Here is a 24510-nt window from a genome sequence, read left to right as displayed (position 1 = left end):
ACAATGCCATCGGTTGTGCTCTACGTCCCGTGCACGGATGCGAGGGAGCCCGGAAACGCCTTTTCTTTCCTGTTTATTTTCTTTTCAAATCGCAAAGCCATGATAGCCTTCGTTCGCGAATCATCCAATCTCTCAAAAACGAATATCGCCTTCTTCAAGCATCACGATTACGAGTCACCCGTTACTCCCGCGACGCCCGAAAGCCGCGCGCCATCGCGTGCCGGTTTCGTCGGTAGAGGGCTGTGAGGCCGCGGCGCCAGAGCGGAAGGGCCACCAGCGAGACGCCCCCGAGCCCCCCGATGAGCATCAGTGCCTCCCCGACGTCGGGAAGCAGCCCAAGAAGACCAATGGGCAGAACCATCACGGGCAACGCAATGGCAATACGGCCCGCCGAGACATTCGCCTCAATCAGCATGCTGTTATCCAGCACCAGGGCTTTTCGGTTGAACGTAGCCCCGGCCACCGCCGCGGGCACCAGGACGCCGAGGTTGTAGAGGCCGAAGGCGGCATGGAGCGCCCAGACGGGGCTGCCCGTGGCGACGAACACCGGCAGTGGAACCAGGAAACACAAGACGACGCTCGCGCCGAGGAGGAGCAGTTTCCCATCGATCCGGTTCTGCACCGATACCGGACGGGCCATTGTTGCCTCGAAGTGTCCGCCCTCCCAACTGAACCCGTTGACTCCGTGGAAGAGGACGAACGCGCCCGTCCCAAAGAGCCCCTGCCAGAGTGCCGTGTTCAGCAGTTGGGTGCCGGAGAGCAACTCACGCAGCCCCGCCCAGCTGCCGACAACGTAGCCCAGAAACGCAACCGCTCCCGCAATGAGTAGGGTCGAAAAGAGTGAGAGCCGGGGCTTCGAGTTCCGCAGAACGAGCCGCAATTCCAACACGGCCTCCCGCGCCGCCGGACCGTACGCGGTGAGAGGGCCGAGCCGATCACTGGCCTGACCGGGAGACGATGTCGTTCGCGTCCCCCGATCGAGGTCCATTTCCGTCCGTAGCCACCGAACGTACCCGCCCCCAATCCCGCCCAGCACGAGGATCGTAGCGACGGTGGGCCCCAAGCGTCCGTCCACGGTTCCTCCCAGCATCCATCCCGACAGATCGAGCAGTGAGGCGGCTCCCGCTACAGCGTCAACCGCTTCGAGGCCGACGCTTCCCACGACGAGCAGCACGCCCGTGACGGCAAATAAGGGATGTCGTGAAACCAGCCGTCGCAACATCGGCACCGCGTACGTCACCACCGCCAGGACGCCCACACTGACGAGACCAAACCGCAATGCGGGCCCCAGGGCCCCTTCCACTGCCGCCTCCACGCCGACCGTCACGATGAAGGCCAGCGGCACCGCATTCCACAGGCTGAACAGGGCCACCACGGTCCCGACGCCCGCGAGAACGGACCGTCGGAGCGGCAGCGCCAGGTACGGCCGCACGTCGACCCCGAGCCCCGACTCGATGAACACCCGCACCGCGGCGTAGAGGAGGCCCAGCGGCAGCAACCCGCGGCTCGCCACGAGCAGCGGATCGCGGCCTGGCGCTACGCTCTGCACCAGATCGTCGAAAAACAGCCCAAAAAGCACCAGCCCCCCGCCCAGATACAGGGCCATAAACCCGCCCAGGATGACCGAAAGGGCCCGTCGCTCAAAAAATGGCACGCGGCGGAACGCGCAGAGGCGGTGACGAAGGACTCTCCAGAGCGGCATACGGGTGATGGGAGGCGGCTGGTATGCGTGACTGTCCCCAGAAGTCGACGAAGCGCCCCGGTGGCACGGCGGGAATGGAGTGGCGCCTCTACGCCGCGGTCCACCGCTCCCCTAGCCGCTCGCTCAGTTCACCGGAAGGATGATCGACCCGCGCACTCGCCGGCAGACGGCCGACCAATTTCTCAATCAGATCGTCGCCGTCCTGCACGTTTCGGTTGAAGGTGAGGTCTGGATCGTGGTCGGAGTCGACGTAGAGCTCAACACTCACTCCCCCGATAAAGACGCGACGCACGTCGTGAAGGCACACCTCCCGGTTCGGCCGGAGCGACCACTCTTTGCGAAGCCGATCCTCCGTCAGGTACAGCTCCGAGAGAAGTACGGGGGCCGTTGCGGCCGCCCCCCCTAGCCCACCGGCGAGACCCGCGTACGCTCCCCAGTTCACATCGGCCCCTCCAGTCGTGAAAAGCGCCCAGATAACAGCACAGAGGGAAAGTGCAGTGACGCCTACTGCGCTGTACGCCAGCCACCGGTAGGGCCTCCCGTAGCGGTATACTTCTGCGTCCTCGGTACGGGGACGTTTGGGCACCTCGCCCCCCTGGTCGTTCGCGCGAGAACTCATGACGGACAAGCTGCTGGGACAGGAGTGCGCGGGTCTGCACCTACACAGGATCTCCAAATTGAACGCCAGAACTTCATCTTTCTCGACTCTTGAATGTTTCGGTCAAGACAGACGGACTTTCCACTCCGCCCCCGGATCATCTCGACCCATTTCCTCGGGCAGAGCGGCAGACAGAGTCTTCGCCCCTGTGTCCGATGTCCTCTGCCCCCATAACGATGTAGAACACAGCCTACCTGTCCGCCTCACGAAAGGCAGCCAGCATGTCGTGTCGGTATCGTCGCCATGCAACCCGGAGCACACGCATCCACAGGGGCGTGAGGAGGCCCGAGATGCCGCCAAGAATCGCCAGGCCCAAAGCAAAACGGAACGTGGTGTCGGCCCACACGAAGAGCCCGACCGCCGGAAGGCACAGGAGGGCGATCGTGCTGACGTATCGTCCCCCAAGGCCTGTCCCGCTGAAGACCCCGCGACTATTGAGGTCGATGGGAGTCCGGGCCAACGGGGCCGTCACGACCATCACAGGCACGCCCCAGCCGAGGATGTAGACCAAAAATGCGGCGTGGAGCCCCAGAGCCGCAGGGCTCACCAGAGCGAAGACCGGAAGCGGGATGACCCAGAGCACCAGCGTGCCGAGCACGAGCGCAGCCACCTTCGCCCTTAGCAGCTCTCGAACCTGGACCTCCCGCGTCAGAATTCCCTGCAGACGCGCTCCTTCCCACCCGAATAGCCGCCCTCCGTAGTCAACCACCCAGCCCCCAACGGTGACGCCCCAGATGAAGAGTGTGGATCCTTCGTAGGCCATCGTTCCCGAGGTGGCGGCCCCGAGGCCTCCAATGAGGGCGACGAGCGGGGGGAAGGCCAGTAATATACCCAGGCGTCGCGGCTGCCGGTTGCGGCTTACGAGGCGCCACTCCACCGCTAGGAGCGCCCAGATTTTGGAATTCGCATCTCTGAATCCTCTGTCCACGCCACGTTGACTCCCGAGCGGCAGTAGACGGTCTATGGCCCGACTCAACATTCCGACCTCCGGCGCCGTCGGCTGCGGGTCGCCCTCTTCCCCAGCCGGGTCCGTGCCTGCCTTCCGCTCGCCTCGTGTATCGTCCAGGGAGAGACGCCGCCGCACGTGGCGCCGATGCAGCATCAGGGCGCCGCCGTACGTCCCGGCGAGGAGCATTATCGGCACTGGGCGAAACTCCAGCCCCCCGACAAACAGCCACTCGGAGTAGGCAAGCACAGGCACCGTTCCTGTGGCCACGCCCGCCCACCCGACCAGTCCTCCGCCCGCCACGAGCAGCGCGACCCGGAGCGGACGCCGCGCCAGGGCTCGCGCAAACAGACGAGCAAGATGAGTGGCACTTCCGAGTCCGAGCAACGCGCCCCCTCCGTACGCTAGACTCGCCCCCCAGGCGTGAGCCGGCATCACGGTTTGCGCCCAGAACCCCACACCGAGCGCGAGAAGCACGACATTGATCGGGTGGAGCAGGGCATATGTCAGCGCGAAGCGGACCAGCCGGGTCGACCGGACGGGGAGAGGCAAATACGGCCGCAGTCCCAGCGGGGACTGGTAGCTGCGCCCGACGACATAGAGCGCCCCGAGCGGAAGCCCCAGCGAGCTTACCCACCGGACTGGGTTTGCGCCGGGCCGAAATGCTCGGATCCACGCCTCGGCCCACACGCCCGCCCCCGCCACAAGCAACAAAAGGAAGACCGCCCCTCCGATCTGCAGGGCCGTTCGTGCCGAAGACGCTCTTGGACCCACGGCATGCCACTGGTGGCGGAGCAAGGAAAAATAGCTCACCGGTCACCCCCTGTTTGGGAAAAGCGATTGGACGGGCTTGCGCACCGTCGATGCCCCCGGTGCCGCGGGCTCCACGACAGCCCCAACGGCGAACGTGGTCGATGTCCACGTGAGGAGACGCCCACGGCAGTGCTGTTGCACTACGGATTCTGGGCAGCGCGCGGCCGGTTCGCAGCGCGCTCATGCGCGGCGTACGGAAGCGGCTCATAAAGCGCCGGGCCGCACCGCCTGAGGAACCAGGCCAGGAGGAGTCCCGACACGGCCAGACAGGCCCATCCGAAGGCCCCGGTACGCGCCCCACCTGTGACGAACTCGAATCCGGCTTCCGTCGGAATCCCCCCGAGTAGAGCACTCGCGTTCCCGACGGCGTGCATCCCAATGGGGACCCAAAGGCTGCGAGTGTGAAGGTAGAGAAGCGTGGTCACCCCCGCGAAGACAAATGCACCGAGAACGTGGCCGTGCAGCAACGCGAACGGCACGGCGGCAGCCCCCAGCGCGAGGGCCGGGCGATCCCAGGCGTAGGCCCAGCGCTGATACACCACGCCTCGGAAGAGGAACTCTTCCAGAAGTGGGGCCGCAATCACGACCGAGGCAATCAGGCGAAGATACGCACTCGCTCCCGCGGGCGCCTCCACGGCATTCATCACGTACCGGTCGGCCAGCCAGGGGGCGACCTGCTCCAGCCAAGGAACGAGCAGGTGAAACTCGGCGCTGTTCAGAAGATCGACCGCAAGAACGCCGACTAGAGCGAGTCCCCACGCCGAGGGCCACGACGGAAGCGGGCCAAACAGCGCGCGCAAGTCCAATTCCTGTTTCCAAAGGGCATAACTGAGCCACCCGACGGTCATAAGCCCGATGACACCCATCCCCAACATGCGTTCCGACACGTCCCCCCCAGGCTCAAGCCCGAATGCGATCAGCAGCCCCACCACCCCGAAAAGCGAGAACGCGGCCCAGAGGGCAAGGTGACGCACGCGAATGCGGGCCAGGGCCGTCGAGGAGGAATCGAAATCTGCATCTGGGGGCTCGTTCGCATCTCCTTCTAGGGATTTCCCTTCGGACAGAAACGTCATGATGGAACACGGCGAAGTGAGTGTGAAAAATTTCTGGGACAAAACATATAGAACTCGTTGATGCTGGTTCAACGCCGGGAGGCTTTTCTCGAACGAGGCTGCCGTTCGGGTCGATCGCCTCGATCACGACCGCCGCGACGAGCAGAGCAGCGGGTCTCATCCCAGAAATAGACGACACGTGACCGCCCCCGGAACGTCGACGCGGCGTCGGTGACTGCCGCCATCCCCTCCCGAAGCGTGTACGTCCAAAGCGCAGGGACTGACGGAGCCGCGGATCCATCCCGAGTCCGGGGCGGGGCCCATCACGACCCATACAGCGGCATGAGCCCGCCCGAACGAGAGCAGGCCTTCTACCACTAGGAGGAATGGATCGGCTTCGGGGCCACTTCCCGCACGACACTGCTCAAGAAGACGCCTGCCAGCACTAGCTTCCCGGCAGACCCGGAGGCAATGATGGAACACCGACCAGCGAGGCACAGCGGTTCAAATTTGAACGGCCGGGTCTCGGGCAACGACCCTGCGCGTTGGCGTGACGATGCATCAGCATGAACTCCTTCCGGCACGCACCCGCCCCTGACTCGTCCTCAGACCAGAATCAGCCGGACGATTTGCACCAGCGTCACGAGTCCATACGCCCCGAACCCTGCGTAGCGCCACCCACTGGCCTCGGCGCCCCATTGCTCCCGCATTTGGGCCCACATGAAGCATCCGCTTCCAATCCCAATTCCCAAAACCATTCCCGCGCCCCAGTAGTCGGCCCCCCAAACAGAAATCCCGACAACGCCAGCCATCAGTGCACCGATGGCCCAGAGGGCCGGCCAGTTGATCGGATACGAACTCCAGAAATCAATCTCGTGCCATTCCGGGATCGAATCTGCCATCGGGGACCGACACGCTTTGCTCTAGCGAGAGGACGAGACGAAGTCCTAGAAGAGAAATTCCTCTTTCACCGAATGTTTCGATAGGAAAAGACGTTTTGAGAGCCCTCCCTTCTTGAGAAGGCCCATCCAATTCGACCTGTGTCCCCGGTCCGCACCGGCACCCGATCAGTTCCCTTTCGTTCGTTTTCAAGCATGTTCCGTAAACCATTCTGCCGCTCCATGTCCACCCCCGTCGAGGATCTCCGCACTCACCTCGCCCCCATCGAAGACCTGAAGTCTGCCGCCGCGGTGCTCACCTGGGACCAGGAGACCCACATGCCGGACGGCGGCGCGGAGGCCCGGGCCCAGCAACTCTCCACCCTCCAGTCCACCGCCCACGAGCGGTTCGTGGACGACCAGACCGGCGTATTGCTCGACCAAGCGGCCGACGCCGTCGACGACACCGATCCGCTCGATCCCGACGCGGCGCTCATCCGCGTCACCCGCCGCGACTACGAACGGGCCGTGCGCGTCCCGTCGTCGCTCGTCGCGGAGCTGTCGAAGGCCAAGTCCCAGGCCCAACAGGCGTGGAAGCAAGCCCGGCAGAACGACGACTTCTCGCGGTTTGCTCCCCACCTGGAAACGCTCGTGGACTTGTCCGTGGAGAAGGCCGAAGCCATCGGCTACGAGAATGAGCCGTACGACGCCCTCCTGACGGAGTACGAGCCGGGCCGCACCACCGCCGAGGTCGTGACGCTATTCGATACCTTGCGCGACGCCCTCGTCCCCCTCGTCGACACCATCGACAATGCGCCACAGATCAATAATGAGATTCTTCGCGGCACCTACCCGCAGTCCGAGCAGCGGGCTTTCGGGCGGTCGGTGATCGCGGACTTCGGGTACGACCTCGACCGGGGGCGGCAGGACGTGTCGGCCCACCCGTTCACGATGTCCTTCTCGCCGGACGACGTGCGCCTTACCACACGCTACGACGAGGACAACGTGGGGTCGGCCCTGTTCTCCACGATCCACGAGGCCGGGCATGGCCTGTACGAACAGGGCATCGACCCGTCGCTCGCCCGCACGCCGCTGGGGGACGGGACCTCGCTCAGCATCCACGAGTCACAGGCGCGCCTCTGGGAGAACCACGTGGGCCGCAGCCGCCCGTTCTGGCGCCACTACCTGCCAGCCCTGAAAGACCACTTCCCTGACGCCCTCGGCGGCGTGGCCCTGGAGCCGTTCTACCGTGCCATCAACCGGGTGGAGCCGTCCCTCATTCGTGTGGAGGCCGACGAGGTGACCTACCACCTGCACGTCATGCTCCGCTTCGAGCTGGAACGCGGCCTCATCGACGGAGCCCTCTCCGTCAACGACCTGCCCAGCCGGTGGAACGAGGCGATGGACGCCTCCCTCGGCGTGGTGCCCGACACGGACACCAACGGCGTGCTGCAGGACGTGCACTGGTCGCAGGGCGCCTTCGGGTACTTCCCCACCTACACGCTCGGGACCCTCACGGCGGCCCAACTCATGGACACCATCGAGGACGACCTGCCGGGCCTGCCGGCGCACATTGCCGACGGCGACTTTGCCCCGCTGCTCGACTGGCTCCGCGCCCGTGTCCACCGACACGGCCGCAAACTCACCGCGCCGGGCATCCTGGAGCGCGCCACCGGAGACAACCTGTCGGCCGATCCGTGGCTGGAGTACGCCCACGAGAAATTCGGGGGCCTGTACGGCCTGTCATAAACTGACCGCCCCAAACACGCCCGCCCGGCGGCCAAACAGCCACCGGGCGGGAGAGGGGGACCTATGTGGACATCGTGCCTGCTTGGTCGACCGACCCCTCCACTCAGTTCTGCGGCGTGATCGTCACCTTCACCACGTTCTCGGTCTCCTCGTACGCGAACCCATCGTTTTCGAGGAAGCGATCGCTGTCGGTATTGGTCACCTCGACGATGCTTCCCTCACCCTCCGGCCCCGTGTCCGCACCAGACTGGCGCGGGGCTTGGTTGAGACCGGTCCCCGGCTCCTCATCGCCCTCAGTCCCCGCGTCGTAGAGGATCACCTCCTCCGTCATAGCACCATTCAGCGGAGCGTCGTTGGAGAAGAGCGGCAGCCCCTCCGGCTGAACGCCGTAGAAGAGGTCATTCGACTGGATGTACATCGTCGCGAATGAGAGGCGCTCGCCGGGCTGCGCGTCGACCTCGAAGGAGTAGCTGTTGCCCGGTGCGAGCGGGCCTGCTTCCCCTGCGGCATCGGGCGTGTTGAAGACACCCGCGTCCCGGATATCGTCGCTTCCTGATGCCTCAAGCTCGCTCCCAAGGGTCCCTGGCGTGCCGTCTTCTGCGACGCCCTCGATGCCGGGGGAGGCGCTTTCCCCCGTCGCAAACGCTTGAACGGCGTCGGTATGAGCGGCATATGCTCCCGGGGAGAGAGGCACCGTGACGCCGGTGAGGCCGCTCAGCGTCGCGAAGTGGTTACCGGCGGGCTCACCGGGCTTCGTATCCGAGTCGAGCTTCCCCGTCGGCCGCCCATCCTCGGCAATGGCCTCGATGCCCGGTCCCGCGGCCGCGCCTTGGCCAGCGTTGTGCCCTGGGAAGGCCACCTCGTCGCCGCCCGGCGTCTGGTCGAAGTGGGCAGCAAAGGTGCCCGGGGAGATCACGAAGGGCGCCCCGTTGACAGTCGTCGGGCCCCCGGTGTTCTCGATCCGGACGGTAAACTGGATGCTTCCGGTCTCGTCGTCCATCTGGCTGCTCACTGTCACGTCGAGCACATCGTCAGTGGCCGGATATTTGAACTCGTTGTTGTCTGTGTCCAACTGCCCGTTGCCGTTAGCGTCATCCTCAAGATCACCATCCTCGTTGATGTCCTCAATGAGCGTGACCGTTCCGTTCTCGTTCGGGCCCTGGTCGAAGGCGTCCTGGCGCGGTGCCTGGTTGTTGCTACTCGCAGCACCGGGCTGCTGATCGACCTCCGTCCCAGCGTCGTACAGGCCCACCTCATCAGTCACGTTGTCAGGGCCGTTCAGGCCGATGGGGGTGTTGTCGCGGTCGGTGTTGGGGTCGTCACCTTCCTTGAAGAGCGGCAACCCGCCCGGGCCGAAGGCATAGTAGGCGTCGTTTGACTGGATGAACATCGACGCAAAGGAAAGAGCCATTCCGGTCTGGGGAAGCTCGCTCTGCCCCACCTCGAAGGAAAACTCGAATGCCTCACCCGGCGTGAGCGGCGGCATGTTGTTGCCGGTGGCCTCATCCGCGGGCGTAAACACACCGCTCTTGGTGATCGGCGTCACGCCCCCGACGTTCTCAATCGTCACGTCGAAGGTCGTCGGCGTGCGGCTCACCATCACGTCCATCTGCGTGGTGTCCGCCGCTCCTTCGCCGTCGCTGACAATCAGTTCAGCCGTATACGTGCCATCGCTGTCGTACTCGTGGACGACCGTTTCGCCGGACCCGCTACTCCCATCGCCAAAGGTCCATTCATAGGATGTGATTTCACCGTCCTCGTCGACGCTGCCCGCACCGCTGAGGGCGGCGGTCAGTCCACTGCGAGAGTCAAGGGAGATGCCTGCGGACGGCGACTGATTCTCAGGGCCAGACATGCCCCCATTCGAGTCGCATCCAATGAGGAGTCCCCCGACCCCGGCAATCAACAAGAGCGCAAAAACGAGACGTGCTGGAGACGAATGCAAAGTCATGATGCTGAGTGCGGATCGGAAGAAGGAAGAGCATGCGAAATGAGCGGAGGCTTCCTTTGGGGGCCTCCTCCTAAAAGTACATGCCTAATTTCCCCGTCGTCCGGACGAAAATCGTCACGGAAGACGCAGATCTTCTCACGTCCGCATCACAAAGTCTAACAGTTCTATAAAAGCACCCTCGCGATCGCGTCTTTCCCCGGCCGGGCGTCACGCCGGTTGCACATCTTCCTCTACAGGTAGACGGAACCGGAAAATAGTCCCCTCTCCCACTGTACTGTCCACTTCCAGGGTGCGCTCGTGGAGCTCCAGGATCGTCTTCGCGATGGCGAGGCCGAGGCCCGCCCCCCCTTTGTCCCGATCCCGGCTCTTGTCGACCCGGTAGAAGCGCTCGAAGATGTGCGGCAGGTCGTCCGGCGGAATGCCGGGCCCCGTGTCCTCCACCTCCACACAGACCTCTCCCTGCCCATTGTCGAGCCGAACGCGGACCTCACCTCCCTCGGGGGTGTAGTGGATGGCGTTGTCGATGAGGTTGGACAGGGCCCGCTCCACGAGACCGATATCGGCCTCCACACGGGCGTGGCGCTCCGGCAGGTCGTGGCGCAGGTCGACCGCCTGCCCCTCGGCCCGGGGCTCGTACTGCATCGCCACGTCCTGCACGAGCTCGGCGATAGGGAACGACTCGATCGTCGGCTCGACCTGCTTCGTCTCCAGCTTCGACAGCTCAAAGAGCTCGTTCACGAGCGTGTTGAGGCGTTTCGTATTCCGGAGAGCCGTCTTCACGTATCGCTGGCGCTCCTGCGAGGCGAGATCGCCGTCCTTCATGTGAACGGTCTCCAGGTATCCCTGAATGGACGCGATGGGACTGCGCAGGTCATGCGACACGTTCGCGACCAGTTCACGCCGCATGCGGTCGGCCTGCTGCAACTCCTCCATGGTCTCTTCCAGGTTGTCGGCCATGCGGTTGAAGCACGTGCCAAGCCGCCCGATCTCGTCGTTCGAGGCCACGTCCACGCGGCGCCCGTACGCGCCCGCCTCAAAATCGGCCACTGCGTCCTGCATGGCCCGCAGGCGCTGCGTCAGGCGCCGAAACAGCAGCAGGCCCACCCCGGCCGTCACGAGGATGACGAGCCCGAGGCCCCAGAGGGCCGTCTGCAGGATGTAGCTCTCCCCCACCATGCTGGCCACCGAAGCGTACTGCTCACTACCCAGAATGACGTAGAGGTAGCAGCCCGCATTGCCCATAATCTCGATGCGGGCGGCCGAGAACGGCTTCCCCGTCCCCGCGGCCATCGGGTCGTCGCCGAGTACGGGAAGGTCCCCGCCCTCCATGAACTGGCGCACGGGCGCAAGGTCGATGCGGCGCTGCTCGATCCGGGCGTCGGGCACCGCGAACGACGCCTTCAGGGTCCCGTCGCGCTCCAGCAGGTAGATCTCGATGCGCCGGTTGATGCCGGTCATGTCCTGGATGGTCGCCTCGATCGCCTCCGTGTCGATGCTGTCTTTCAGGTGCGGCTCGAAGCGGGGGACCATCTCCTCCGCCAGGGTGCGGTTGAGCTTCTGCTCCACCTCGTTGGCGTATTGCCCGGCGGCCCGCACCCCAAAGGTGGCAAGGATGACCCCGAGCCCCACGATCAGCACGAGGAAGAGGGCGCTCAGCTTGGCGTAGAAGCTGTTGAGCATGGGGAAGGCTGATGCGTGGGGATGTGAAACGAGAGTGCCGAAGCGAATGGGGGCCGAGGACGACAGCGTGCGTAGTTCTGGGGATCAGAGCATGGGTTCGGAGACGCTCACCCATCACTTTTCACGTACCGGTCGTCATTCCTTACGCATCACTCGCCGTCAATTCTTCCGGCTCGGCAAACCGGTAGCCCACGCCCCACACCGTCTTCACGTAGCGGGGCTCGGAGGGGTCCGGCTCAATCTTGTTGCGGAGGCGGTTGATGTGGGTGTTCACGGTGTGGCTGTAGCCGCTATACTGGTAGCCCCACACCTCGTCCAGCAGCTCGTCGCGGCTGAAGGCACGCCCCGGGTGCTGAGCAAAAAGAAGCAGCAGCTCAAACTCCTTGCTCGTGAGGTCAACGGGCTCGTCGCCGACCGTCACCTTGCGCTTCTCTGGCTCAACCACGACCTCCCCAAGCTCGATGGGAGTCCCCTCGTCCTCCGCCTGCACTTCCTGATCGACTTCTACCCGTCGAAAGATGGCCTTCACTCGGGCCAGCACCTCGCGGATGCTGAACGGCTTGGTGATGTAATCGTCGGCCCCGAGCTCCAGTCCCAGCACCTTGTCCACCTCTTCGGTCTTGGCCGTCACCATGAGGACGGGCGTCGGGCACTTCTCTTGCCGCAGCCGGCGGCAGATGTCGAAGCCATCGGTGCCGGGCAGCATGATGTCGAGGACAATCAGGTCGTACGCCTCGTTCAACGCGCGCTCCAGCCCGTCGTCGCCGTCCCCAACCACCTCGACCGCGTGCCCCTCGTCGGTGAGGTGCAGCTCCAGCAGATCCGCGATGTCGTCGTCGTCTTCGACGAGCAGAATGCGTTTCTCAGCAGTGGTCGTCACGAGCAGACTGGTTGGTGGTTTGCGAAACAGGTTCTTCTTCAGGTTCGTCGGTCAAGTAGTACGTATCGTTACAGGGACGCGGCGCGAATGGTTATTCCCCTCATCTCCGGCCTGTGTCGCCACCCGCATTTTCAGAAACGTGTGCGCGGCGGGGTTCGTTGTGCATGTAATCACTGTCGTACGAACATCCTCTTGCCTATGTCTGAGCCTGCCATTCAGGACTGGTCGCTTCACTCCTGGCGCGAAAAAGACGCCCTCCAGCAGCCCACCTATCCCGACGAGGCGGCGCTGGAGGAGAAGCTTGACCACGTCTCGGCCCTCCCGCCACTCGTCACATCGTGGGAGGTTGAGAACCTCAAGGCGGAGATTGCCCGGGCCGCGCAGGGCAACCGGTTCCTGCTGCAGGGCGGCGAGTGTGCCGAGTCGTTCGGCAACTGCCGGGCCGACGTTATCACGGGCCGGCTCAAGATTCTGATGCAGATGAGCCTCGTGCTCACCTACGGGCTCAACACGAGCATCGTGCGGGTCGGGCGCTTTGCGGGGCAGTACGCCAAGCCGCGCTCCTCGGACACCGAGACGCGCGACGGCACGACGCTGCCCAGCTACCGGGGCGACATCGTCAATGGCCCCGAATTTTCGGCGGAGGCGCGCCATCCGGACCCGCAACGGATGGTGGAGGCCTACTCCAGCTCGTCCCTCACCCTCAACCTCGTGCGGGCCCTCGCCGAGGGGGGCTTCGCGGACCTCCGGCACCCGGAGTACTGGGACCTCGACTTCATGGACCACTCGCCGCTCGCGGAGGAGTACCACGCCCTCGTCGACGCGATCGGGGATACGATTGACTTCGTCGAGGCCGTGACCGAACAGGAGCTCGACTCCCTCGAAAGCGTCACGTTCTACACGAGCCACGAGGCGCTGCTGCTGGCCTACGAGGAGGCCCTCTCCCGCTCCGTTCCACACAAGGACGGCATCTACAACCTCGGCACGCACCTGCCGTGGGTGGGCAAGCGCACCAATCAGATCGAGAATGCCCACGTGGAGTACGCCCGTGGCATCGAAAATCCTGTGGGCCTCAAGGTGGGGCCGGCCATGACGCCCTCCAAGCTCAAAACCCTGGTCCGCACGCTCGACCCCGAGGACGAGCCAGGCAAGCTCACGCTCATCTCTCGTCTGGGGGCCGATGCCATCGGCGACAAGCTGCCGGGACTTATTGAAGCCGTCCAGTCCACCGGCCAGTCGGTCCTGTGGATCGCGGACCCGATGCACGGCAACACCGAGACGACCGACGACGGCACCAAGACGCGCCACTTCGACAACATCCTGGGCGAGCTGGAACAGGCCCTCGACGTCCACGCGGCCGAGGGGTCGCACCTGGGCGGCGTGCACTTCGAGCTCACCGGCAGGGACGTGACCGAGTGCATCGGCGGGGCTCGTGGGCTGAGCGAGGCCGACCTCGGGCGGGCCTACGAGTCGCACGTCGACCCGCGGCTCAACTACGAGCAGTCTCTCGAAATGGCCTTCAGCATCGTCCGCAAGTACCGCCAGCTGCACGGGTAGGCCCGCCGCCGGACGCCTACAGCGAGACGCCAAACTCTTCGTCCGCCCCGAAGGAACGCACGAGCGCCGCGTAGAGCTGCACGCAGTGCTCGATGTCGTCGGTGTCGACCACCTCGACGGTCGAGTGCATGTAGCGGAGCGGCACAGACAGAAGCACGCTGGGCACGCCGCTGCGGGTCTTAAAGATGGAGTCGGTGTCGGTGCCGGTGCGGCGGCTGCTGGGCTCGTGCTGGAGCGGAATGTCCTCGGCGTCGGCCACCTCGATGACGCGCTCCACGAGCTGCGGGTGGTTGGACGTGCCGTGCGTCACGGTCGGCCCCTCCCCGAGCTCAACATCGCCGTGCTTGGTGCTGCTGATGCCCGGCGAGTCCGTGGCGTGGGTCACGTCGAACGCAACGGCGGCGTCGGGATTGAGACGGTGCGTGATCATCTTCGCCCCGTGTCCGCCGATCTCTTCCTGCACCGAGTTGGCGGCCTGCACCTGCCACGCCGGCCGATCCTCGGCAAGTCGCGCCACGGCCTGCGCGAGGATAAAGCCGCCGAGCCGGTTGTCGATGGCGCGAGCGGTGATGCGGGTGTCGGTCAACTCGGTCGGGCCCACGTCGAACACCATCGGGTGCCCTACCCGAATGCCGCGGTCATGCACCGCCTCCTCGTCCTCGGCCCCGATGTCCACGAACAGCTCGTGCACCTTGGGCACCTTCTCGTTCTTGGTGTCACGGATGTGGATGGCCGTGTTGCCCACCACGCCGGTGACCGGTCCGTCGTCCCCCAGGATGCGCACACGCAGTCCCCGCGCAATGGCGCGGTCGGACCCGCCGATGCGGTTGATGTAGATAAAGCCGTCGTCGGTGATGTGGCGCACCATGAACCCGATCTCGTCGGCGTGCGCGTCGAGCATGACGCTCGGGGCGTCGTCGGCCGTGCCCTCCAGTCGGGCCCAGGCCGTCCCGTATGCGTCGGTCTCCACCGCGTCGGCGTGGTCGCGCACATACTCGGTCCACACGCGCTGACCGGGGGCCTCGAACCCGGTGGGGCTCGGGGTGTCGAGAAGATCGAAGAAGAACGATTGCGCGTCGTCGGTCATGCAGGCAAAGAGGATGGGTGAGTGGGATCGCAGAGATTAGGTCAAGTAGCATTCTCTCATACGGGGCGTCCCCACGCGGTGTCCAAAGCACACGCCAAATTTTGGCGGGCCCGACGGTTTCCAACCCGACCGTCACAGCCTCACCGGTCCCCGCGGGACCAAAACGAAAAGACAGAGCTATGTTATGATCACTTCTCGGACGCCCACTTCGCGATTTCTCTCTTCCCCGACCCACCCTTCCAGTCATGCCGACGACGACGGACCGCACCTACCACATGTTGATTGTGGAGGACGATACCGACATCCTCATGGGGCTCGAAGAGTATTTCGAACTCGAAGACTACGAGGTAGACACAGCCGAGGACGGGGAAGCGGCCCTTCAGAAAATGAAGGACATGGACAAGTGTGATGTTGTCCTGCTCGACGTAATGCTGCCCGGAAAGGACGGCTTTGAGGTGCTCAAGGAGTCGCAGGAGATGGGCTTCAGCGCCCCCGTTCTCATGATTACGGGCCGTGGCGAGCAGGAATCAAAGTTGAAGGGGTTCGGCCTCGGGGCGGACGACTACGTCACCAAGCCGTTCAATGTAGAAGAGCTGGCGGCCCGGGTGAAGGCCATCCTCCAGCGCACCATGCCGCCCGCCGAGGCCCCGATGGACGTCTACGAGATTGGGGACGTAGAGGTGAATTTCTCGACCCACGAGGCCTACCGAGACGACGACGAGCTCAACTTCACGGCCCTGGAGTTCGACATTCTGCGCTACCTCATCCAGCACAAGGGCCGTACCGTCACGCGCAAGCAGTTGCTGCGGGACGTCTGGGGCATCGACGAAAACATCATCACACGGACGATTGACCGCCACATGGCCTCGGTCCGCAAGAAGATTGAGCCGGACCCGTCCGACCCTACCTACATCGAGACGGTCTACGGCATTGGCTATCGGTTCGACGACGAGTAGTCCACCTGATCGGCCCAGCGGGACGGTTGCCTACACCGTCTCCTGCTCGGACTCCGTCGTCCGCTCGGCGCCCTCCAACTTGTACCCGATCCCGTATACGCTCTGGATGGGCCACTCGTCCTCCTCCTCGCCGTCCATGACGTCGCGGAGGGCGTTGACGTGCCGGTCGATGGTGCGCGTCTCCACCTCAGTGGGCAGGTCCCACACGTCGCGAAGAATTTGCTCCCGGGTGGCCGTGCGGCCGCGCCGACGCAGCAGGTAGGCGAGCAGTTTGTACTCCAGATCTGTGAGGTCGACGGGTTCTCCGCCCCGCGAGACATCGTCTTCTTCGAGATCCACGCGGAGCCCCCCGACCTGAAACGTTCCGGTTTCGTCGGTCGCCTCCGCCTCCCGACGAAGCAGCACGTCGATCCGTGCCACCAGCTCCTCCGTCTCGAACGGCTTCGTCAAGTAGTCGTCGGCCCCCACCTGAAAGCCCCGCATCTTGTGCTCGTGGTCCCCGAGGCCCGTGAGCATGAGCACCGGCGTGCGGACGCCATCGTCGCGGGACTGTCGGAGCACCTCGAAGCCACTGAGGTCGGGCAGTTTTGCATCGAGAACGATGAGGTCGTACCCCGGCAACCGCGTGGCCTCATCCAGGGCCGTTTCCCCCGTCTCGGCAAGCGTCACCTCGTAGCCCTCGGATTCTAGGTAGAGCAGAAGACTCGTGCTAAGCTCGCTGTCATCCTCGACGACGAGGAGGGATGGGCCTTCAGGGTCGGAGTCAGACATGGGAACAGGAAGAGTTAAGTGGGGAGGAGAACTGGAATAAACCTGAGTTGCCTATACGACACCAAGCACGGTACGCTTCCGATGTGAGGCCCTGTCCTATTACCCTCTCGGAAAAAGAGGGACTGGTTCAACAGGTTCACATCTCTTCGGCCACTCGCACGCCCTGCCTGCCACGGCGAGCCCACATGGGACCCGCGGCCGAGACAGAGAAGGAGCGGTGGCCTGGAGACGCCCAGGGATTTATCCGTGCATGACGGCGAGGGGCTCCAGTCGCGCCACCTTGCCGGCGAGTCGCGACCCGGCTACCGTCTCCACGACTCCGCCGATGTTTTCCTTGAGCTGGACGCCGGCGGACGCTGATCCGTCGCCGGACCGGACGGCGACGCCATCTCCGTCCCCCTCGAGCGGCACCGGCTCGGCCTGGTGGTTTGCCTCGTGGCGGCTCATGGTCCGTCCGGCGCCGTGGCAGGCCGACCCGAAGCTCTTCTGCATGGCGTCGCGGGTGGCCAGCATGACCCACGAGGTCTCGCCCATGCTTCCAGGGACCAGCACCGGCTGTCCCAGGGCGCGGTACGGAAGCGAGATGCCTGGCGTGCCGGGGCCGAAGGCGCGCGCCGCCCCCTTGCGGTGGACGTAGCAGCGCATGTGCTTGCCGTCGACCTGATGCATCTCCACCTGCCCTAGGTTGTGGGCCACGTCGTAGACCGTCTTGAGCCGCTGACCGGATCCGTCAAGCAGGTCGTCGAACACCTCACGGACGCGGTGGGCCAGCACCTGGCGGTTGGCGTAGGCGTAGTTGGCCGCGGCCCGCATCGCCCCCATGTAGTCTTCGGCCTCCCCTGAGTCGAGCGGCACCGACGCCAAATTCGGGTCCGGCGGATCGACGTCGTACGACGGCGCCACCTCCTGGAACCGCTCGATGTAGTCGGCACAGACCTGACGTCCGTACCCACGGGAGCCGCAGTGAATTTGGGCGACAAGGGTGCCCTCCTTGAGTCCCATTGTGACGGCCGCCGCGCGGTTGAAGACCTCCTCCACGGAGTGAATCTCGATGAAGTGCTCCCCGCCCCCGAGCGTCCCAAGCTGCTGCGCTCCGATCGACCGGGCCGCCTCACTCACCTTCTTCGGGTCCGCCTCGTTGAGGCGCCCCCCCTCCTCGGCGCGGACGAGGTCATCCTGCTGCGCCATGTCTTTGCGCAGGGCCCACTGGGCACCAGACTGGGCAACGTGGTCGACCTCGCTCTTGTTGAGTGAGATGGACCCTTCTGCGTCCGTCCCGCTCGGGATGTGATCCTTCAGGGCGTCAGCGAGGGCGTCGAAGTTGCCCTCCGCCTCCTCCGCCTTGATGTCCGACCCCAGCAGCCGGACGCCCGCGTTGATGTCGTGCCCGATGGCACCGGGCGCAATGGTGCCCACCGGCCACTTCGACACGGCCACGATGCCCACCGGTGCCCCCTGCCCACTGTAGACATCGGGCATCACCACGAGGTGTCCCACCAGCCCGGATAGCATCGAGGTGCGAATGGCCTGATCAATGGCCTTTCGCTCGAGAATCTCGTCGATGAGATTCTCACTCGCGAGGATGCGCACGGGCACCCGCATTGCGTCCTGGAACGACTGGGGAATTTCCCATGTGAACTCGTCGATCCGCGTCAGGTCCGTGCGTTCCATACGCTAGGGGCTCGCGCACGCTCCTGGACAAACGGCCGTCCAGAGCGCCGCGTCTTGTTATTTTTGAGACGTAAGTGAGTGGAAATTGAACCATCGGGAGAAATTCAGTGTTCCTCCCGGTCGATTTTCGCGCGTCACCGCGCCACACCTCCCTTCCCCGAAAGCGCGGTGCGCGTGATTCGGGCACCACTCCTCCCTCCCTCAGCACGTCGGCTTCGGCGGGCTCACGCGGGCGCCTCGGCCGCCTGCTCCGCCGTCTCGGCCTCGGCACTGCCTACCTCGCGAATCCACCCCCCACCGAGCACGTCGTCTTCCTCGTATAGCACGAGGCTCTGTCCCGGCGTAATGGCGCGCTTCGGCTCGGCAAAGGCCACCTTCAAGGTATCCTCGTCTGGCTGCCAGGCGAGGCATCCCGCCCCGTCGTCGTTGTAGCGGATGGTGCCCCAGGCCGGGCGCTCTCCTTCAAACTCGGGATACTTTACGAGGTTGATCTCGTGGGCCGTCAGGGTTTGCTCCATGAGTTCCTCCTTCGGCCCCACCGTAATCGTATTCGTCTCGGGATCAATGTCGGTCACGTAGACGCGCTCGCCGAGCGCAAGGTCGAGCCCCCGACGCTGGCCGATGGTGTAGAAGGGATAGCCGTCGTGCGTGCCCACTACGGTGCCGTCGCTGAGCACAAACTTGCCGCCGCTCACCTCGTCCTCGAGCCCGTCGACACGGTCCTTCAGGAAGCGGGGGTAATCGTTGTCCGGAATGAAGCAGATCTCGTAGGAGTCGGGCTTGTCGGCCACATTGTCGAGGCCGAATTCCGCCGCCATCTCACGAATCTCCGGCTTCTCGTAGGCGCCGAGCGGGAAGATCGACCGGGCGAGGTGCTCCTGCGGCAGGCCCCAGAGCGCGTAGCTCTGGTCCTTGTTGCGGTCGAGCCCACGGCTCAAGAGGTGTCGATCCCGCTCGTCATCGTAGCGCACGTTGGCATAGTGCCCCGTGGCGATGTACTCGCAGTCCAGGTCGTCGGCCCGCTGTAGCAGGGCATCCCACTTGATGTGGGTGTTGCAGAGCACACAGGGGTTGGGCGTGCGGCCCGAGAGGTACTCGTCGGTGAAGCGCTCAATCACCCAGTCCCCGAACTCCTCTCGAAGGTCCACTACGAAGTGCGGAAAGCCGTGCTTGGTCGCCACCACGCGGGCGTCGTTCATCGACTCGATGGAGCAACAGCCCACCTCTTTCCCGTCGCGCCCCCCGCTGGTGGAGTAGTCCCAGGTTTTCATGGTGAGGCCCACTACGTCGTAGCCGCGTTCCTTGAGCAGCACGGCCGTCACCGAGGAGTCGACACCGCCGCTCATGGCGACGAGCACACGTCCCTTTTTGCTCATGGTGTAGACGATGAGTAGAAGAGAATACTGTAGAGAGATAAAACCGTCGCGCATGGACGGGCGTTCCTCCTATTCGCCCTGGTGCCCTTCCAAACAGAAACGCCTGTGTCCACTCCCACAGCCTGCGGTTCGACCGATTCGGACAAGGAATGGTCTTCAGAAAATATTTGCTTGTACCACATCCCCGGAAAACAGAAGTTTGGAGATGTCGCTTTCTACCAAATCCCTTCGATACGTAACCCTATGTCCACGTCGACCTCTGCGTCTCGTAGTACCGTCACGACCCCCCTCGCCCCCGCGGCCATCGGCCCGTACAGCCAGGGCGTTCTCGTTGACGGCCGGCTTTACGTCTCGGGCCAAATCGCGATCGACCCGGACACCGACAGCATGGTTGATGGGGCAATCGAGGCGGAAACAGAGCGCGTGCTCGAAAACGTTGGGGCCGTCCTGAAGGCCGCGAGCATGTCGTTCGAGAACGTGGTGCGGTGCGAGGTCTTCATGACCGACATGAACGACTACGCGCAGATCAACGAGGTGTACGCGCGGTACTTCAACGAGAAGCCGCCGGCCCGGCAGGCCGTACAGGTAGCCGAGCTCCCCCGCAACGCGCGGGTCGAGGTGTCCTGCATTGCCATCCGGTAGGGCTCTGGGAGGCCCCCTACACACCCTCTACCTTGAGACGGTAATACACTTTGGCCCGGACCACCCCGTCATCAGGACGCTCTAGCCCAAACCGGCCGTGGAGCGTTCGTATTCGGTTTTGGACCGCCTCGCGAACGGGCGTGGACGTGTCATCAACGACAGACGACGCGCCGTCTGGAAAAGACGCAACCTGGGCGACGCGAGGGCCGTCTGCGCTCGTTCCTAGGAACACATCTGCATCTGTCAGCGACGGGGCAGATTCCCGGTTAACTTCTACGCTATCAATCCGGGCGTCGACCACATCGCTCCGACCGAATCCGTTACGGGACAAGATGTTGTCGAGAGAATCCAACTGAATCTCCGACTCGACTGCCACTCTCCCGTCCACAACAGCCTCTTTTTCGTACTCGAACCGGTGCTGCACGGTCGGCTCGATGGATGGGGGCGAGTTCGCACTCAGGATGACCGTGTTGCCCGCCGACGCAAGGTCACAGCTGGTCCATACCACACCGGCCAGCAGCACGATTAGCAAGGGTCCTCGGGACCGAATACATTCGGCAACAGTCATGACACATGCGGTCGGCTGTGAAGACGTGGGGCACCAGTAAGAGAAGCTTAGGACCGCTCATTCCAACACCGTGCGCGGGCAGCTACTCACTGGAGACGATGCCCTTGTTGTACTGGTTCTTATACTTCCGCACGGCCCGAAAAATGGCACTCGCCAGATAGGTCTGGCCCCGGTCGCTGTTGAGGAAGCGGGCCTCCTGGGGATTGGTCAGGTACCCTAGCTCCACGAGGACCGACGGCATCGAGGCGCTCCACAGGACGTAGAACCCGGCCTGGTGCACCCCACGGCTGCGACGCTGAACCCGCTCTTTGAACTGGTTCTGCACGATCGAGGCGAACTCCTCGCTGAACTGCATGCTGGCGCTAAGAAAGAGCTCTCCCTTCACAAAGGCCTCCGCGTCGTACTCGTCGTAGCGGTCCGGATTCTCCTCGTACTCCCGCACGACGCTGTTCTCCTGCTTCATCACGCGCCGTGCCGCGTCCGTCTTGGAGCGCCCCAGAAAGTACGTCTCGGTGCCCTGGACGGACGAGGACTGAAAGGCGTTGGCGTGGAGCGAGATGAAAAGGTCTCCGCCCGCCCGGTTGGCGAGGTGGCCACGCTCCTCCAGGGCAATGAAGCGATCGTCCGACCGGGTGTAGATCACTTCAAGGTTGAGGCGGTTCTCGACATAATCTTCGAGCTTGTGGGCCACATCCAGCACAATGTCTTTCTCCTCCAGGCCATGGGCCACGGCCCCCGGATCCTTGCCCCCATGCCCTGGGTCGATTACCACCGTGTCGAGCCGTGAGCGCTCACGGGAGAGGGCCGCTACCGGATCTCGCTGGCGTCGTTCTGCCGAAGGGGCCGTGGGCTCGTCCTCAGAGGATGAAGACGAGGCAGACGCAGTCGACGCCGGGGACGAGGCGGCCTCCGTGGCCACCGGCGTCGCGTCGTCGTACGCAAGGTTTAGCAGCAGGTCGTCGGACGCCCCATCACGGTAGGCCGTGGGCGAGACCGACCGGTCTGCAGCCAGACTCACCCGGAGGATGAGGTGGCCGTTTTGCTGCGTCACCGTGTAGTCCTCAATCGGCCCTTCCGGCGCCCGCTTTTCGTAGTCCTCGTGGAGGGTCGTGTTGTAGAGCACCCACTTTAGTTCGCGCGCCTCGTCCGGCTGCAGCATGTACGCTTCCGGGGAGGACGTCGTCCGGACGCGCACGACGTACCCCTGCCCGTCGGATCGGGGAGAGAAGATCACGTCGGTCACGAGGACTTCGGCCCGGGCCGGCCCCGCTGCTAGAAGCAGAAGCCCAACCACGAGCCACAGCAGGCCCCGACGAGATCCATGCCCGTAGTCGACACGACGAGCGATGTGGGCCGGGAACCAATCCATAGATCAATGCGACACCCCTGACGAAAAGCGACGTGCGGACGGTGATTTTGTCCCACCGTTGCCCCACAAGGTGCGACGCAGCCCACTTAAAGTAAAGGATGAGGTGACGACGAGGACCTTTCGGGCGGCGGGCGGTCCTGCGCGGCACCGTCAGCGGCCGCGCGTGGAGTCGATGAGCTGGCGGAGGTGCCGGTCAATCATCCGGTCCCGCATCTGTGCTCGCCGCTGAAGGTTTTCCTGCAGTTCTCGGATCTGCCGCTGCAGGCGCTCAATCTCGCGGCGCCGGTTTTCCTGCTTTACCGCAAAGATATCTTCGAGCATGGTGCGGAGCGTGTCGATCTGGGCCTGTCGCTCAGCGCCCTTCGGTAGCAACCGAACGGTGCGCGCGAGGTTCTGCGCGTCCTGCTCCATCTGGCGCTCGCGCTGGAGCCGCTCGTAGAGCTCCCGGCTGGAGCGTTGCACCGCATCGAGATACTGCCGGTGCGACGCCTCGGGGGAACTCGCGGCCCCGACCCTGTCAGAGGACGAAGAGGCTCGTGCCTGCACCCCGCCGTTTCCCAGCACGACGGAGGCGCGCTGCTGTCGCACCTCCTCTTCAGTGATGGGCCTCAGCCCGTCCTGCACGACGAACAGACGCCCCCTGAGCTCGATGACGGGGCGCCGGACGCCCACGAACCGGTAGTTGGCCCGCACCCCTCGCAGGTCTAAGCTGTCCGGGAGCTGGTCCGCCGATAGAGGCCGTCCGTCGACGTAGACCGTGCCGTCCTGAATGTTCAGCGTGTGGGTCTGCTGGGCGGACGCGGCGGGCAGAAGCGAGCCCCACAGGAGAAGCCCCAGGGCGAGCCCAGCCACGAGCCGACGACAGGTAGAATGCAGGCGGTGCAGAGCGATCATGGGGGAGCGAGACGGAAACGGTGGTGCGCGAGGTGTATTGGGAAGGGAAAGATTCTAGGGGCGGCTGACCCGCTGGAGGGAGCCCCACCGGTCCGGCGCGCTCCGTGCCTGCAGCCGGTCGATGCGGCGCTGTATGCGGATCAACTCTTCCCCGTCGTCCCACGCCGGAATGGCGTCCGCGTCACGCGTCTGGGTCTCGGCGGTCGCAGGGGCCCGCTGGGGCGTTCCTTCATCTTGAGGCGCGCCGGGCGTCGCGGAGTCCGCGACCGGGCCGCCGGACGTTCCGCCTCCCTGCCACCACCCCAGCCCGATGACCAACAGCAGGGCGAGCGCGGCGCTGGCCGGCTGCAGGCGGCGGGTCCAGGAGTGGGATGGGGCGCGCGCCGGGCGGTCCTCGGTTGGGGGGGCGGCCGATTGGGCAGCCGTGCGGGCCTCGTCCACCACCTGGTCCACGACCGCCGCGTCCGGCTGGCGTGCGGGCCGGTCGTCGAGCGCCCGCTTCGTCGCGGCCAGCTCTTCGTACTCGCGGTAGAGGTCCTCATCGCCGGACAGCCGGCGCGCAAGCGCCGACTCGTCCACCTCTTCGTCGTACAGGTACCGAATGAGACGTAGCCGATCGTCCATAGGAGAAAAGAGTTGCTCTGTGGAGCAGGCCGGACCGCGCCGGAATCTTCACGTATCGATCGTGCCGACCAGCGCGGTCTCGTCGGAGGCCTCCATCATCTTGCGAAGGTTCTTGAGGGCGTACCGCATGCGGCCAAGGGCGGTGTTGATGGACACGTCCTGGAGCTCCGCGATCTCCCGAAAAGTGAGATCCGTCTCCTGCCGCAGGAGCAGCACCTCTTTCTGCTCGGGCGCGAGCTGTTCGATGTGGTCGTCGAGCCACTCGCGCTGCTCCGCGCGGTGGAGCTGCTCGTCGGCGTAGGGCGAGTCGTCCTCAAGGGTATCCCAGAAGGACCGCCCGTCGTCCTCGTCCTGCGGCACGTCCGTCCACTTCTTTTGCTTCCGCGTGTGGTCGATCGCCGCGTTGCGCGCAATGCTCATCACCCAACTCAGCCACTGGCCCTGCCGGTCGTACGACCCGCGTTCGCCATGCATGGCCTTCACTACGCGCTCGAAGGTTTCCTGGAAGAGATCGTTGGCCACCGCCCGGTCTTTCACCATGCCCATCAGGTAGCCAAAGATACGGTCCTGGTGCCGTTCGACGAGCCGCCGAAAGGCCTGCTCGTCGCTCTCGTCCAGGTACGCCGATACCAGTTCCTCATCCGTAGGCTGCATGCGGAAACCCAATCATTGGCAAGTGCCGGGAC

General features: G+C 64.5%; 21 protein-coding genes. 4 read left to right on the top strand and 17 right to left on the bottom strand.

From position 1 onward, the window contains the following. Positions 1–181: 181 nt before the first annotated feature. The 5 genes from OJB03_RS04870 to OJB03_RS04850 all read right to left on the bottom strand — a co-directional run bounded on the left by OJB03_RS04870 (position 182) and on the right by OJB03_RS04850 (position 6073). Positions 182–1702, bottom strand: a complete 1521-nt coding sequence (locus tag OJB03_RS04870) for a DUF5687 family protein (RefSeq protein WP_263785677.1) — start codon at positions 1700–1702, stop codon at positions 182–184. Between the two features lie 88 nt (positions 1703–1790). Next, positions 1791–2321, bottom strand: coding sequence for a hypothetical protein (locus OJB03_RS04865; RefSeq protein ID WP_263785676.1), 531 nt, complete (start codon positions 2319–2321; stop codon positions 1791–1793). 229 nt (positions 2322–2550) lie between these two features. Continuing rightward, positions 2551–4119, bottom strand: a complete 1569-nt coding sequence (locus OJB03_RS04860) for a DUF5687 family protein (RefSeq protein WP_263785675.1) — start codon at positions 4117–4119, stop codon at positions 2551–2553. A gap of 140 nt (positions 4120–4259) precedes the next feature. Continuing rightward, complete coding sequence (locus tag OJB03_RS04855; protein WP_263785674.1) at positions 4260–5192, bottom strand: CPBP family intramembrane glutamic endopeptidase; 933 nt, start codon at positions 5190–5192, stop codon at positions 4260–4262. A 584-nt stretch (positions 5193–5776) separates the two neighbouring features. Beyond that, a complete protein-coding gene (locus OJB03_RS04850) occupies positions 5777–6073 on the bottom strand; it encodes a hypothetical protein (RefSeq protein ID WP_263785673.1) in 297 nt (98 codons plus the stop codon). A gap of 219 nt (positions 6074–6292) precedes the next feature. Here OJB03_RS04850 and OJB03_RS04845 point away from each other — a divergent pair, with 219 nt between their 5' ends. Beyond that, on the top strand, positions 6293–7798 hold the full coding sequence (locus OJB03_RS04845) for a carboxypeptidase M32 (RefSeq protein ID WP_263785672.1): 1506 nt from the start codon (positions 6293–6295) through the stop codon (positions 7796–7798). Between the two features lie 103 nt (positions 7799–7901). Here the strand turns inward: OJB03_RS04845 and OJB03_RS04840 are convergent, their stop codons facing one another. The 3 genes from OJB03_RS04840 to OJB03_RS04830 all read right to left on the bottom strand — a co-directional run bounded on the left by OJB03_RS04840 (position 7902) and on the right by OJB03_RS04830 (position 12309). Beyond that, positions 7902–9749: a spondin domain-containing protein gene (locus tag OJB03_RS04840; protein ID WP_263785671.1), complete on the bottom strand. Its 1848-nt coding sequence runs from the start codon at positions 9747–9749 to the stop codon at positions 7902–7904. Positions 9750–9956: 207 nt separating this feature from the next. Next, positions 9957–11429 carry a sensor histidine kinase gene (locus tag OJB03_RS04835; protein ID WP_263785670.1) on the bottom strand — a complete coding sequence of 491 codons (1473 nt, stop codon included), beginning with the start codon at positions 11427–11429 and terminating at the stop codon, positions 9957–9959. Between the two features lie 142 nt (positions 11430–11571). After that, on the bottom strand, positions 11572–12309 hold the full coding sequence (locus OJB03_RS04830; RefSeq protein ID WP_263785669.1) for a response regulator transcription factor: 738 nt from the start codon (positions 12307–12309) through the stop codon (positions 11572–11574). 198 nt (positions 12310–12507) lie between these two features. Here OJB03_RS04830 and OJB03_RS04825 point away from each other — a divergent pair, with 198 nt between their 5' ends. Continuing rightward, positions 12508–13866, top strand: a complete 1359-nt coding sequence (locus OJB03_RS04825; protein WP_263785668.1) for a class II 3-deoxy-7-phosphoheptulonate synthase — start codon at positions 12508–12510, stop codon at positions 13864–13866. A gap of 16 nt (positions 13867–13882) precedes the next feature. Here the strand turns inward: OJB03_RS04825 and OJB03_RS04820 are convergent, their stop codons facing one another. Beyond that, positions 13883–14953 (bottom strand): M42 family metallopeptidase, encoded by a 1071-nt coding sequence (locus OJB03_RS04820; RefSeq protein ID WP_263785667.1) that lies wholly within the window; start codon positions 14951–14953, stop codon positions 13883–13885. A gap of 245 nt (positions 14954–15198) precedes the next feature. On the opposite strand from OJB03_RS04820, the gene OJB03_RS04815 reads away from it, so the two are divergent. Further along, positions 15199–15909, top strand: a complete 711-nt coding sequence (locus OJB03_RS04815) for a response regulator transcription factor (RefSeq protein ID WP_263785666.1) — start codon at positions 15199–15201, stop codon at positions 15907–15909. Positions 15910–15939: 30 nt separating this feature from the next. Here the strand turns inward: OJB03_RS04815 and OJB03_RS04810 are convergent, their stop codons facing one another. The 3 genes from OJB03_RS04810 to mnmA form a co-directional block, all read right to left on the bottom strand. Further along, positions 15940–16680, bottom strand: a complete 741-nt coding sequence (locus tag OJB03_RS04810) for a response regulator transcription factor (protein WP_263785665.1) — start codon at positions 16678–16680, stop codon at positions 15940–15942. Between the two features lie 240 nt (positions 16681–16920). Then, entirely contained in the window at positions 16921–18351 is a 1431-nt protein-coding gene (locus tag OJB03_RS04805; protein ID WP_263785664.1) for an RtcB family protein, read from the bottom strand. Positions 18352–18575: 224 nt separating this feature from the next. Continuing rightward, positions 18576–19727 carry a tRNA 2-thiouridine(34) synthase MnmA gene (gene mnmA, locus OJB03_RS04800; RefSeq protein WP_272507211.1) on the bottom strand — a complete coding sequence of 384 codons (1152 nt, stop codon included), beginning with the start codon at positions 19725–19727 and terminating at the stop codon, positions 18576–18578. A gap of 243 nt (positions 19728–19970) precedes the next feature. Between mnmA and OJB03_RS04795 the strand changes: the two genes are divergently transcribed. After that, a complete protein-coding gene (locus OJB03_RS04795; RefSeq protein WP_263785662.1) occupies positions 19971–20369 on the top strand; it encodes a RidA family protein in 399 nt (132 codons plus the stop codon). 16 nt (positions 20370–20385) lie between these two features. Here OJB03_RS04795 and OJB03_RS04790 read toward each other — a convergent pair whose 3' ends face one another. The 5 genes from OJB03_RS04790 to OJB03_RS04770 all read right to left on the bottom strand — a co-directional run bounded on the left by OJB03_RS04790 (position 20386) and on the right by OJB03_RS04770 (position 24478). Continuing rightward, on the bottom strand, positions 20386–20937 hold the full coding sequence (locus tag OJB03_RS04790; protein ID WP_263785661.1) for a hypothetical protein: 552 nt from the start codon (positions 20935–20937) through the stop codon (positions 20386–20388). Positions 20938–21019: 82 nt separating this feature from the next. Continuing rightward, the gene (locus OJB03_RS04785) at positions 21020–22306 is read right to left on the bottom strand and encodes an N-acetylmuramoyl-L-alanine amidase family protein (protein ID WP_263785660.1); all 1287 of its coding nucleotides are present in this window, start codon (positions 22304–22306) and stop codon (positions 21020–21022) included. 150 nt (positions 22307–22456) lie between these two features. Then, positions 22457–23200 (bottom strand): hypothetical protein, encoded by a 744-nt coding sequence (locus tag OJB03_RS04780; protein ID WP_263785659.1) that lies wholly within the window; start codon positions 23198–23200, stop codon positions 22457–22459. A 54-nt stretch (positions 23201–23254) separates the two neighbouring features. Further along, a complete protein-coding gene (locus tag OJB03_RS04775; RefSeq protein WP_263785658.1) occupies positions 23255–23824 on the bottom strand; it encodes a hypothetical protein in 570 nt (189 codons plus the stop codon). Between the two features lie 48 nt (positions 23825–23872). Further along, entirely contained in the window at positions 23873–24478 is a 606-nt protein-coding gene (locus tag OJB03_RS04770; RefSeq protein WP_263785657.1) for an RNA polymerase sigma factor, read from the bottom strand. Positions 24479–24510 lie beyond the last annotated feature (32 nt).

The sequence above is a fragment of the Salinibacter grassmerensis genome (assembly GCF_947077765.1).
Taxonomy (GTDB): Bacteria; Bacteroidota; Rhodothermia; order Rhodothermales; family Salinibacteraceae; genus Salinibacter; species Salinibacter grassmerensis.
The sequence above is the reverse complement of the archived record's forward strand: the minus strand, read 5'-3'. Positions and strand labels throughout refer to the sequence as shown.